Source organism: Leisingera sp. ANG-M6 (assembly GCF_000813905.1).
Lineage (GTDB): Bacteria > Pseudomonadota > Alphaproteobacteria > Rhodobacterales > Rhodobacteraceae > Leisingera.
On the sequence record NZ_JWLG01000008.1, the window covers coordinates 41,129 to 53,274 of the forward strand.

The window sequence follows — 12,146 nt, forward strand, 5'->3', positions numbered from 1 at the left end:
CTCAGGCGTAGATGTCGGTCCAGAGTTCGTCCAGGGCGGGCTCGGGGCTTTCCTTGGCGAATTCTGCGGATTTGTTGACGATCTCCTTGATCTCTTTGTCGATCGCCTTGAGGTCTTCCTCGGTCGCGTGCTTGCCGGTCAGCAGCATCTCGCGGACCTGCTCGATCGGGTCGCGCTCCTCGCGCATTTTCTGGACCTCTTCGCGGGTGCGGTACTTGGCCGGGTCCGACATCGAGTGGCCGCGGTAGCGGTAGGTCTTCACTTCGAGGATATAGGGGCCGTCGCCGCTGCGGCAGTGGGCCACGGCGCGCTCGCCGGCTTCCTTGACGCTGAGCACGTTCATGCCGTCCACCGCTTCACCCGGGATGCCGAACGCCTTGCCGCGTTCCCAGATCTCGGCGCTGGAGGTGGAGCGCTGCTGCGAGGTGCCCATGGCGTACTGGTTGTTCTCGATCACGAAGACCACCGGCAGTTTCCACAGGGCAGCCATGTTGAAGGTCTCGTAGACCTGGCCCTGGTTGGCTGCGCCATCGCCGAAATAGGCAAAGGTCACGCGGCCGTTGCCCTTGTACTTGTCGGCAAAGGCAAGGCCCGCGCCGATCGGCACCTGGGCGCCGACGATGCCGTGGCCGCCATAGAAATGCTTCTCCTTGGAGAACATGTGCATGGAGCCGCCCTTGCCCTTGGAGTAGCCGCCCTCGCGGCCCGTGAGCTCGGCCATGACGCCGTCCGGGTCCATGCCGCAGGCCAGCATGTGGCCGTGGTCGCGGTAAGAGGTGACGCGTTTGTCGCCTTCCTCGGCTGCGGCCTCAAGCCCCACAACAACCGCTTCCTGGCCGATGTAGAGGTGGCAGAAACCACCGATCAGCCCCATGCCGTAGAGCTGGCCCGACTTTTCCTCGAATCGGCGGATCAGCAGCATCTCGCGGTAGTGTTTCGTCAGTTCTTCGGCAGAAACGTTTGGTTTCTTTGCGCTTTTTCTAGCGGCCATGGTGGTCAGCTCCCCCTGAAGGCTAGATAGTTTAGTGTTAAACAAATTCATAGCGGGTTTTGGCCCGGCTGAATAGTGCTATTCTGCCGCGGGCTGGACGCAGGGTAAAGATCCGCCGATTGGCGCGCAGAAATGCAACGGTTCCGGGCAAGAGGCGGGGGCCGTGCGGGTCTGTTCGAAGGTGCCCTGCCGGCCCGGATCTTGCGGTTCCGGTCCGGGTGCCGCGGCAAGCGCAAGAACCGGGTCGCTTCGTGTTGTCTCTCCTCCTTACCTGAATGGCATGCACAAAAGGAAAGGCATGACCATGGAACTGAAAGACAAGACAATCATCATTACCGGGGCGAGCAGCGGGATCGGCGCGGCCGCGGCGCTGCTGTTTGCCGCTGAGGGGGCAAATGTGGTGCTGGGCGCGCGCCGGGAGGAACGGCTGCGCGCCCTTGCCGGGCAGATCGAGCAGAGCAACGGGCGCGCGGCTTTTCTGGCCGGAGATGTTTGTGACGGACCTTATGCCAAGGCGCTTGTTGATTTGGCCGAGGAACAATTCGGCGGACTTGATGGCGCGTTCAACAATGCCGGCATGATGGGGGATGTGGGTCCCGTTGCGGAGATGGAGCCCGGCAATTGGCAATCCGTCCTGACGACCAATCTCACCAGCGCATTTCTGTCAGCCCGGGCGCAGATCCCCGCGCTGCAGCGGCGGGGCGGCGGGTCCATTGTCTTTACCGGAACCTTTGTGGGTGTCAGCAACGGCGGCATGCCGGGCATGGCGGCCTATGCCGCGTCGAAGGCCGGGCTGCTGGGGCTGACGCAGTCGCTGGCCTCAGACCATGCGGCGGAGGGGATCCGGGTGAATACGATCCTGCCGGGGGGCACCAGGACGGATATGGCCGGGGACGATCCGGCGGTGCATGAGTTCATCGCTGGTCTGCACCCGCTAAAGCGGATGGCGGAGCCGAAGGAGATTGCCCAGTCGGCGCTGTTTCTGCTGTCGGACAGAGCAAGCTTTGTGACCGGTGCTCCGGTCTCTGTTGATGGCGGTATTTCGGCCCGGTTGATTTGACTTTGCTGCCGCTGGCTGCTGTGCGGCTGGCGGCAGACATTTCCGACCGGATCAGCGGATCACGATCTCGTCCGCGCGGACGAGACCGAGAACCGTGCGTGCCTGTTCGTCAAGGAGGTCAAGGTCGAGGTAATCGTCGGACAGGCGGCGTGTCAGATTTTCCATCTCGCTGATGCGGGATTGGAGGCGGCCAAGATCCTGCTGAAGTTCTTCTGCTTCGGCCTGGATCTCAACCCGTCTGAACAGCCCGAAGTCGCCCTGCACCGCCGCAAAGGTGAAGTACGCGCTGAGCGCGAAGGCGATGGCAAAAAAGGTGATGGCGCCCAGGGACGGGCGGTTGCTTCGGGTCACTTTGGAGGTGCCTGTATGTTACTGCTCATGTTGTATTTTGCGCCGTTTGCCGGCGTCTGAAACCAGCATGCCACACGCGGCTGTGCTTGGGAATCCCAAATCTGTCCGCGGGCGTGTTTTTTATGGGGTTCTGGCGGGCGCCGGGATGGTCAGAGGATCATGTCCTGCAGTGCCTTGGGGTGGGTGGTGATCTGCTCGTAGCCGTCACCGGTGATGATGAAGCTGTCGCCGACCTGGGCGCGGAAGGTATCCGTGGCGACAGAACCGTCGACCGCAAACACCATGCCGGGCTGCAGAACGGTTGTGTCGCCGGTCACCAGCTGCGGGCGTTCCAGAAAGCTGAAGCCGGTGGCGCGGCCGCAGCGGAACGGGTAGCTGAAGCCTGCGTCCTGGATCACCCCGGCATAGGCGCGGTGCACCTCCTGCGCCTGAACGCCGGGGCCGAGGACGTCCAGCGCGGCCTTCTGGCTGGCCACGGCCACCTCATAGATGCGGGCCTGTTCCGGGTCCGCTTCGCCGATCCAGAAGGTGCGGTCGAAGCCCAGTTTGAAGCGGTGGAAATTGGTCATGCCGCAGAAACACAGGAACACCGGCTCACCGTGCTGCATGATGCGGGTGGAGGCGCGGTGGTGGGTCTTGGTAATGTCCCGGCCTGAGGCCATGATCTGCAGGAAATGGGTGCTGGGTGACATGTTGGCATCGCTGTAGTGGGTGCTGAGCAGCGCTGCCGCGGTGCGGGTGCCGGCCTGAGAGGTGGCGATGGCGACCTCGTATTCCGGCACGCCGGCGGCGATGGCGCCGCGGCCTGCGGCCATCATGGCACCGGCAACCTGGCCTGCGTGGCGGGCCAGTTGCAGATCTTCGGAGGATTTGATCATCCTGAGGTCCGACAGTGCCGGGGTGATGCTGGTGATCTCGGTTCCGCCCGCCAGTTCGCCAACGCAGGCGCGCACCATCGGCGGCATGTGGTCCGGTTCAACCGCGATGCGGGCGGCGCCTGCCAAGGCGGCTGGCAGTTCAGCGCGCCATTCAGCCCCGTCGCCGTCGTTCCAGGCGGCGATGCGGTCCACCTGCGCGACCTCCTCCGCCATCACCACGTCGATCACCGGGGTGATCAGCAGGGACGGGCCGTCACGCGGGACCACCAGGATGGTTGGTCGGCCGAACTCCATATGCAGGTAGTCGTAATAGCCGGACAGGTAGTAGACGCTGTCGTCGTCGGTGATCAGCGCCACGCCGATGTCGGCCTCTGCCATCTTCTGCCTGAGACGGGTCATGCGGTCCTGGAACATGGCGGGCCTCCCTGCTGCACCGGTGTTTTGCCGTGACGCTAAGGGGGCGGGCAGGGCCGGGGCAAAGCATTTATTGTCCCGTGACAAAGAAAACGCCCCGGCGGTGAGGCCGGGGCGCGGTCATGCAGATGTGTATTTGGCTTACTGATCCAGCGCCGCAACGCCGGGCAGCACTTTGCCTTCCATCCATTCCAGGAAGGCGCCGCCGGCAGTGGAGATATAGGTGAAGTCGCCGGCAGCACCGGAGGCATTCAACGCCGCCACGGTGTCGCCGCCGCCGGCAACAGAGATCAGCTGGCCGGAGCGGGTCATGGCCGCTGCTTTCAGCGCGGCAGAGTTGGTGGCGGCATCAAAGGGTTCCAGCTCAAACGCGCCCAGCGGGCCGTTCCAGATCAGGGTTTTGCTGTTGGCAAAGACCTCGATGATGCGGGCGACGCTGTCCGGGCCTGCGTCCAGGATCATGCCGTCCTCGGGGCATTGATCGGCGGGCAGAACCTCGTGCTCGGCATTGGATTCGAACTTCTTGGCGACCACGATGTCGGAGGGCAGAATGATCTCGCAGCCCGCGGCCTCGGCCTTGGCCAGGATTTCGGCTGCGGTGTCCTTCATGATGCGTTCGGCCAGCGAAATGCCGACCGGCAGGCCCTTGGCGACCAGGAAGGTATTGGCCATGCCGCCGCCGATCACCAGGTGGTCGACCTTCTCAATCAGGTTGCCCAGCAGTTCCAGCTTGGTGGAGACCTTGGCACCGCCGACCACGGCAGTCACCGGGCGCTGCGGCTGGCCGAGCGCACTTTCCAGCGCTTCGAGTTCGGCCTGCATCAGGCGGCCGGCGCAGGCGGGCAGCAGGCGGGCCAGTGCCTCGGTCGAGGAGTGGGCGCGGTGGGCGGCGGAGAAGGCGTCGTTGCAGTAGACCTCGCCCAGGCGCGCCATGCCGGCGGCCAGGTCCGGGTCGTTCTTGGTCTCGGCGGCGTGGAAGCGGGTGTTTTCAAGCAGGAGAACTTCGCCCGGCTGCAGCGCGTCTGCGGCGGCCTCGGCGCCTGCGCCGACGCAATCGGCGGCAAACAGGACCTTGGTTTCAAAGGCGCGCTCCAGCGTCGGCACCAGCTGGTTCAGCGACAGGTTCTCGCGCCGCTCGCCGCCGGGGCGGCCGAAGTGGGCGAGCAGGATCGGCTTGCCGCCCGCGGCCAGAATATCACGCACGGTGGGGGCGATGCGGCGGATGCGGGTGGAGTCGGTCACCACGCCGTCGACGATCGGCACGTTGATATCCACGCGCACCAGCACGCGCTTGCCGTTCAGATCCATGTCGTCGAGTGTTTTCCAGCCCATCTGCGAGACCCCTTATTGGTGAAATTGCCGATAAATCCGCGCGCTGTTTCGGGGGTTTTTGCGCATCAGTCAATGCTCCCTTGGCATTTCCGGGCTCTGGGCTTAGGTATCTGTGCAAATTTCGACGACAGGAGGGCCAGATGGCCGAGATTAAAGATCCCGAAAACACCATCATCATCGAGCTGAAAGACGGCAATGTGGTGATCGAGCTGCTGCCCGACGTGGCGCCGAAGCATTCCGAGCGGATGAAGGAACTGGCCCGCGGCGGCGAATATGATAACGTCTGCTTCCACCGCGTGATCGACGGTTTCATGGCGCAGACCGGCGATGTGGCCAACGGCGACATGGAAGACGGCTTCAACATCCGCATGGCGGGCACCGGCGGCTCCAGCCTGCCCGACCTGCCGGCCGAGTTCTCCAAGCTGCCGCATGACCGCGGCACCCTGGGCGCGGCACGCTCGCAGAACCCGAACTCCGCCAACTCGCAGTTCTTCATCAACTTCAAGGACAACCACTTCCTGAACGGCCAGTACACCGTTTACGGCCGTGTCATCGAAGGCATGGAGCATGTGGACGCGATCACCCGCGGCGAGCCGCCTGCGAACCCGGACCGGATGATCTCCGTAAAGGTTGCTGCGGATGCGTAAGGCGCTTTCGCTGGTGGCCCTGCTGGCGGCAGGGCCTGCCTTTGCCACCGGCCTGGAGGTCCAGGTCGAAGGCGAAGCCAACGGCACCATCAAGATCGACCTCTTTGAGGATGTGGCGCCCAAGCATGTGGAGCAGATCACCGCACTTGCGGCGGAAGGCCAATATGATGGCGTGGTGTTTCACCGCGTGATCGAGGGCTTCATGGCGCAGACCGGCGACGTGGAGTTCGGCCGGATCGGCGGCGACATGAGCTACGCCGGGCGCGGCGGCTCCAGCCGCCCGGACCTGCCGGCCGAGTTCTCCGACCTGGCGTTTGACCGCGGCGTCGTGGGCATGGCGCGTTCGCAAAGCCCGAACAGCGCCAACTCGCAGTTCTTCATCATGTTTGATGCGGGCCATTTCCTGAACGGCCAGTACACGGTTGTCGGCAAGGTGACCGAGGGCATGGATGTGGTCGATGCAATCAAGCGCGGCGCCGGCAACAACGGTTCTGTGATCGGCCAGCCGGATGCGATGACCAAGGTGACCGTGACCGAGTAATCGGGTCCGGTTGTCCGCAAGAATGAGGCCCGCGCCCGGCATTCCGGGGGCGGGCCTTTGCTATTGCCGGGCGCTAACGGCAGGTCACAAGCCCGTGCCGCCCTCTGTTCTGCGCCGCTCTGCCGCCGTTTACTGGGGCAGGAGGCGTTTGATCATGTTCAAAGGTGTTTTGTTGTGTCTGGCGCTGCTGCTGCCGTCGGGTGCTGCCGCCGATCCGCAGGTCTGGAAGCGGGAGTGGCCGCAGACCGATTTCAGCCGCACCAATGTGCCGGAGTGGCGCCAGATCCGTTCTGGCGGGGTGGGCAAGGACGCGATCCCGGCGCTGGATGAGCCGCAGTTCGTGGAGGCCGCCAAGGCGCGGCGGCTGAAGCCGCGGGAGCCGGTGATCACGCTGCAGATGGAAGGGGCCAAGCCACGGGCCTATCCGCTGCGCTACCTGACCTGGCATGAGATCGTGAACGACGTGGTGGCCGGGGTGCCGGTGGCTGTGACCTATTGCCCGCTATGCAACTCGGCAGTGACATTTGACCGGCGCACGGCGGCAGGCATGTTGAGTTTTGGCGTCAGCGGCAAGCTGCGGTTTTCCGACATGGTGATGTATGACCGCGAGAGCCAGAGCTGGTGGCAGCAGGCAACCGGCACCGGCATCGTCGGGCGGATGACCGGCACCAGGCTGAGGACGCTGCCGAGCTGGGTCGAGAGCTGGCGGGAGTTCACCGCGCGCAACCCGGACGGGCTGGTGATGGCAGAGCCGGGCTGGAACCGGGATTACGGGCGAAATCCTTACCGCGGCTATGACACCGCGAAATGGCCGTTCCTCTATGACGGCAGCCCGCCGCCGCATGGGGTGGCGCCGATGGCGCGGGTGGTGCGGGTTGGCAGCCGCGCCTGGCCGCTGGACCGGCTGGCCAAGGAAGGCGAGATCCGCGAGGCCGGGCTTGTGCTGAGCTGGCGGGCGGGGCAGGCCTCAGCCCTGGATACGGGCCGGCTGGCGCAGGGGCGCGATATCGGCAGCGTCCGGGTTCGGGACGGGACAGGCCGGGACGTGGCGCATGACGTGATGTTCGCCTTTGCCTTCCACGCCTTCTGGCCGGAGGGCAGATGGATGCTGAAATGAATAAGGCGCGCCGGGCAGGGCGCGCCATTCTATTATTTGCTGCGGAAACCGCTGTCAGAACAGGAAGTTATCCGCGTCCTGCAGCTGCGCCAGGGTAATGTCCTCAACCAGCAAGGTCACGTTCGAGAAGGACACCAGCACGTCATCCCCCTGGGTTTGGAAATTGAGATCGCCCATGCCGGAGGAACCTGTGCCGATCCTGATGCGGTCCAGGCCGGCGGTGAAATCCTGAATGGTGTCATTGCCATAGCCGCTGTGGAAGACGAAGACATCGGCGCCGGTGCCGCCGTGCAGCAGGTCATCGCCCGCCATGCCCCGCAGCGTGTCATTGCCGGCACGCCCGTGCAGGGTGTCGCTGCCCGCTTCGCCCAGAAGAATGTCGCCGCCGTAGCCGCCTGACAGGAAATCGTCACCGCTGCCCGCCTTGAGGGTGTCGTTGCCCATGCCTCCCTGCAGGGTGTCGTGGCCTGTTTGCCCAAAGAGCAGGTCATCACCCGGGCCGCCGTACAGGGTGTCGTCGTCGGTGCCGCCATAGAGGAGATCAGCGCCGCTGTTTGCCTCCAGCCGGTCGTTGCCCTGTTCGCCGTAAAGGGTGTCATCGCTGGCTTCGGCCCTGGCACCATAACCTTTCAGGGTGTCACTTCCTTCGCCGCCGTAAAGAAGGTCGTTACCTTTACCCCCTTCAAGAACGTCACCACCGGCCTGCCCGTGAAGGGTGTCCCACCCGCTCCCGCCTACTAGCCTATCGTTGCCGGTCTGGCCCCAGAGCCTGTCGGTGCCGGTTTTTCCGAGCAGGTAGTCATCCCCGGAGCCGCCGTTGAGCAGGTCATGCCCCTTTCCGCCGACTAGACCGTCCCCGCCGCTGCCGCCAAACAGCGTGTCGTTGCCCTGCTGGCCGCTGACATAGTCGCGGCCAGCACCGCCATAGAGCACATCCCGGCCTTCGCCGCCGGTCAAGTGATCGACGTTTTTGCCACCATACATGCGGTCTTCGCCGTCATCGCCCTTGAGCCGGTTGTAGCCGTTTCCGCCATAGATCGTGTCGTTGCCGCTACCGCCCGACAGGTAGTCCGTGCGAGGGCTGCCCATGAGACGGTCGTTGCCGTCCCCTGTCCAGTAGCGGACGCTACTGTTTGCGTAGGATGTGAAAGTGTCATCACCCGCCACCGCTTTGATCTGAAAGCTGTAAACGGTACTTTCGGCAAGATCCTGATACGTCAGATCGAAATCGCTGATTTCGTAGTACATTGCACCCGCATACCATTGGGAAAATGCAGTTATGCGGCTGTCAGCTGCGGGGGTGCCGGAGGCATCATAGGTAAACGCGCCCTCGAAAAGGAGGACGGTGTCCTTGTAAACCAGTTCCAATCTGGTGGCGCTGGCGGAGCGGATCTGAAGTTCGGCAGCAAATGCGTTATACTGATTGAGATAGTTGGTTCCGCTGTCGTAGGCGGCCGTAACAACAATTTTTGCCATACTCAGAAATGTCCTGCCATTTATACGGGAAAGGTATCGGTCCCAAGTATCACTGTGAGTGTAAATCGCTCAATCACAAGCCGCAAGGCCTGCGGGCTCCTGCACCTAGGCGGAACGAATAGCTTCGCAGCTTACAGCGCGTAAAAGGCGCGCCGGGCAGGGCGCGCCTTGGTTCGTTTGTTAGTGGCGGGAGCTGTCAGAACAGGAAGTTATCCGCGTCCTGCAGCTGCGCCAGGGTGATGTCCTCGACCAGGATGGTGACGTTGGAGAAGGACACCAGCACGTCATCGCCGCGGGTCTGGAACTCCAGGTCGCCCATGCCGTTGGCGCCGACGCCGATCTTGATGTGATCCTGCCCGGCGGTGAAGTCCTGGATGGTGTCATTGCCGTAGCCGCGGTGGAAGATGAAGACATCCGCGCCGGTGCCGCCGTGCAGCTGGTCATCGCCTGCCTGGCCGCGCAGCGTGTCGCTGCCGGAGCGGCCGTACAGGGTGTCATTGCCGACGCCGCCCTCGATCAGGTCGTTGCCGGAGCCGCCCGACAGGTAGTCGTCACCGCCGTTGGCGCGCAGGGTGTCGTTGCCGGTGCCGCCTTGCAGGGTGTCATGGCCGGTTTCGCCATAGAGCACGTCATTGCCGGCGCCGCCGAAAATAGTGTCGTGGTTCTTGCCTCCGAACAGGCTGTCGTTGCCGGCCTGGCCTTCCAGCCGGTCGTTGCCGCGCTCGCCGTAAAGCTTGTCGTCGCCGGTCTCGCTGGCGGAATCGCCGCCCTTGAGGGTGTCATTGCCCTCGCCGCCGTGGAGACGGTCGCCGCCGGCGCCGCCGTACAGTTTGTCGTGGCCGCTCTGGCCGTAGAGAACGTCGGTCCCGGATTCGCCGATCAGGCTGTCATTGCCGGTGCGGCCGGAGATCGTGTCGTTGCCGTTGCCGCCCAGAAGAATGTCGTCCGGGGTGCGGGAGAAACGGTCGCCGTTGATCTTGTTGGAAGACGAGCTGCCGACCTTCACGCTGACCGTGCGGTCGCTGAATTGCACCAGCTCGACGGAGCTCAGGTAGTCGCGGCCGTCGGAGCCGTCCAGGATCATCCGGCCGTAGCTGGAGGAGAAGCTGGCTGCGGACAATTTGCCATCGACAATCAGCCGGTCGATACCGTCGCCACCGTAGATGTATTCATTGCCGTTGCCGGAGTTGATGGTGTCATTACCGTCCCCCAGCTGCCATGTGCTGGTGCGGGTGGAGGTGATGTTGAACAGGTCGTTGCCTTCGGTGGCGTCATCAACGAAGGAGCTCGTGGTTCCGTTGGAGTAGGTGTAGAACGATGCATTCATGCCGGATGCGGACATCGCAGTCGATCCGTTGATTTTGACCGAGACGCCGGTGAGAGTTCCGAAAACCGTGCCGCCCGCAGCGCTGAAGCTGCCAGTGTAGGTTACGGTTACGGACTGGCCGGAATAGGTGCTGCCATTCACCACGACAACACTGCTGGTGACGGTTCCAGCAGAGTAGTTATAGATCCGGTAGTCTTTGAGCGCGCCCACACTCCAATTGTAGCTGGAGTCATTTACGGTAAAAGTCGCCATGGAAACAGCCTCTCGGTCTTAGCAATGCTTGGGTTGAAACCCGGAGGGTTAATGCAATCTAAATGCCTGTTGCCCGATTGGCCTGAAAGGTTCAAGGCGGGGAATTGCTTTCCGTAGGGTAAACGTGATGTTTTTGCAGCTTTAACGGGCGAAACAGGCGCGCCGGCTCGTGCGCGCCTTTGGGTATTGCAACGCTCCACCGCCGTTAGAACAGGAAGTTGTCCGCGTCCTGCAGCTGCGCCAGGGTGATGTCCTCGACCAGGATGGTCACGTTGGAGAAGGACACCAGCACGTCATCGCCGCGGGTCTGGAACTCCAGATCATCCATGCCGTTGGCGCCGACGCCGATCTTGATGTGATCTTGCCCGGCAGTGAAGTCCTGGATGGTGTCATTGCCGTAGCCGCGGTGGAAGATGAAGACATCCGCGCCGGTGCCGCCGTGCAGCTGGTCATCGCCGGCCTGGCCGCGCAGCGTGTCGCTGCCGGAGCGTCCGTACAGGGTGTCATGGCCGACGCCGCCCTCGATCAGGTCGTTGCCGGAGCCGCCCGACAGGTAGTCGTCACCGCCGTTGGCGCGCAGGGTGTCGTTGCCGGTGCCGCCCTGCAGGGTGTCATGGCCGGTTTCGCCGTAGAGCACATCATCGCCGGAACCGCCGTAAATGGTATCGTGGTTCTTGCCGCCATACAGGCTGTCGTTGCCGCCATGGCCCTCCAGCCGGTCATTGCCGCGGCCGCCGTAAAGCTGGTCATGGCCGTGTGAGGAATAGGTATCATCGCCTTTGAGTGTGTCGTTGTCCAATCCGCCATACAGGGAGTCGCTGCCTTGTCCGCCGACCAGGGTGTCGTTGCCGGTACCGCCGTACACCTTGTCGCTGCCGTATTCGCCCCAAACCTTGTCACTGCCGCTGCCGCCGGACAGGTGGTCGTTGTCAAAACCGCCTGCAATGAAGTCATACTGGGCGCCGCCGTGGATGTTGTCCTCGCCGGTCCAGCCCAGAAGCACGTCGGACTTATGCCCGCCGCGTATCGTGTCATTGCCTTCGCGGCCATTGATGATATCCCGGCTGGACGTTCCGCTGGGGTTTTTGGCACTCAGCAGATCGGCGCCGTCGCCGCCCTCCTGGACCCGGAGGGTTTTGCTGCCGACCTTGACCGTTTCAACGTTGTATAAATAGTCCAGAACCTGGCCCTGGGCGTCGTAGATTCTAAAGCCGAAGGTCGAGTCAAAGCCGTAACCGAGGCCATCAGCCGGGTTGCTGATGACATAGGTGTCGTGTCCGCTGCCGCCATTGATGGTGTCCTGGCCGCTGCCGGCCTGGATGGTGTCATTACCGCCGTAGGTTCGGATGTACTCGCCGCCATTGTAAGCAGAGGTGTAGCTGTCATTGCCGCCCAGTGCGGTCTCCAGCACGCTCTCGAGATCGCCCTGTGCCAGGTCCTGATAGGTCAGGCTGAGACCGGTTATGGAGGTGAACTCGGTTCCGTTATAGCGCAGGGAAATGGACTGGATGGTGCTGCCGTCCGCAGGCACGCCTGCGCCGTTGTAGGCAAAGGTGCCTTTGAAGACGGCAGTGATACCTTCGTAGCGCACCGTGAAAGTTGAGCCAGTGGCGGAAACGACGGTGACGTTGCTGATGTCAAAATTGGAAAGATCATATTCCGGGACGGTATTGGATGCGTCCGTAACAACAATATTCGCCATTATGTGTCCTGAAACGTGGGGCTTTGCAGGCCGGGGTTGTTTTGGCGGTTGATAAATC

Annotated in this window: 11 protein-coding genes; 4 read left to right on the forward strand and 7 right to left on the reverse strand. The window is 63.1% G+C overall.

Annotated features, from left to right (window positions below; genetic code table 11):
• Position 1 precedes the first annotated feature (1 nt).
• Positions 2-991, reverse strand: a complete 990-nt coding sequence (gene pdhA, locus RA24_RS05850) for a pyruvate dehydrogenase (acetyl-transferring) E1 component subunit alpha (protein WP_039146169.1) — start codon at positions 989-991, stop codon at positions 2-4.
• 304 nt (positions 992-1,295) lie between these two features.
• Here pdhA and RA24_RS05855 point away from each other — a divergent pair, with 304 nt between their 5' ends.
• Positions 1,296-2,051 (forward strand): SDR family oxidoreductase, encoded by a 756-nt coding sequence (locus tag RA24_RS05855; protein WP_039190550.1) that lies wholly within the window; start codon positions 1,296-1,298, stop codon positions 2,049-2,051.
• Positions 2,052-2,102: 51 nt separating this feature from the next.
• Here RA24_RS05855 and RA24_RS05860 read toward each other — a convergent pair whose 3' ends face one another.
• The 3 genes from RA24_RS05860 to RA24_RS05870 all read right to left on the reverse strand — a co-directional run bounded on the left by RA24_RS05860 (position 2,103) and on the right by RA24_RS05870 (position 5,026).
• Complete coding sequence (locus RA24_RS05860; RefSeq protein WP_019296869.1) at positions 2,103-2,402, reverse strand: FtsB family cell division protein; 300 nt, start codon at positions 2,400-2,402, stop codon at positions 2,103-2,105.
• A gap of 149 nt (positions 2,403-2,551) precedes the next feature.
• A complete protein-coding gene (locus tag RA24_RS05865; protein ID WP_039190455.1) occupies positions 2,552-3,694 on the reverse strand; it encodes a M24 family metallopeptidase in 1,143 nt (380 codons plus the stop codon).
• Between the two features lie 141 nt (positions 3,695-3,835).
• On the reverse strand, positions 3,836-5,026 hold the full coding sequence (locus RA24_RS05870) for a phosphoglycerate kinase (protein ID WP_039190457.1): 1,191 nt from the start codon (positions 5,024-5,026) through the stop codon (positions 3,836-3,838).
• Between the two features lie 140 nt (positions 5,027-5,166).
• Here RA24_RS05870 and RA24_RS05875 point away from each other — a divergent pair, with 140 nt between their 5' ends.
• The 3 genes from RA24_RS05875 (at position 5,167) to RA24_RS05885 (ending at position 7,331) form a co-directional block, all read left to right on the forward strand.
• Positions 5,167-5,673 carry a peptidylprolyl isomerase gene (locus tag RA24_RS05875; RefSeq protein ID WP_019296866.1) on the forward strand — a complete coding sequence of 169 codons (507 nt, stop codon included), beginning with the start codon at positions 5,167-5,169 and terminating at the stop codon, positions 5,671-5,673.
• Entirely contained in the window at positions 5,666-6,214 is a 549-nt protein-coding gene (locus tag RA24_RS05880) for a peptidylprolyl isomerase (RefSeq protein WP_039146157.1), read from the forward strand. The genes RA24_RS05875 and RA24_RS05880 overlap by 8 nt, the downstream gene beginning before the upstream one ends.
• Before the next feature lie 154 nt (positions 6,215-6,368).
• Positions 6,369-7,331 (forward strand): DUF3179 domain-containing protein, encoded by a 963-nt coding sequence (locus tag RA24_RS05885; RefSeq protein WP_039190552.1) that lies wholly within the window; start codon positions 6,369-6,371, stop codon positions 7,329-7,331.
• A 54-nt stretch (positions 7,332-7,385) separates the two neighbouring features.
• On the opposite strand, the gene RA24_RS21705 is transcribed toward RA24_RS05885, so the two are convergent.
• The 3 genes from RA24_RS21705 to RA24_RS05900 form a co-directional block, all read right to left on the reverse strand.
• The gene (locus RA24_RS21705; RefSeq protein WP_052269541.1) at positions 7,386-8,807 is read right to left on the reverse strand and encodes a calcium-binding protein; all 1,422 of its coding nucleotides are present in this window, start codon (positions 8,805-8,807) and stop codon (positions 7,386-7,388) included.
• A gap of 196 nt (positions 8,808-9,003) precedes the next feature.
• Entirely contained in the window at positions 9,004-10,386 is a 1,383-nt protein-coding gene (locus tag RA24_RS05895) for a calcium-binding protein (protein ID WP_152612815.1), read from the reverse strand.
• A 205-nt stretch (positions 10,387-10,591) separates the two neighbouring features.
• Complete coding sequence (locus RA24_RS05900) at positions 10,592-12,088, reverse strand: calcium-binding protein (protein ID WP_039190459.1); 1,497 nt, start codon at positions 12,086-12,088, stop codon at positions 10,592-10,594.
• Positions 12,089-12,146: the final 58 nt, after the last annotated feature.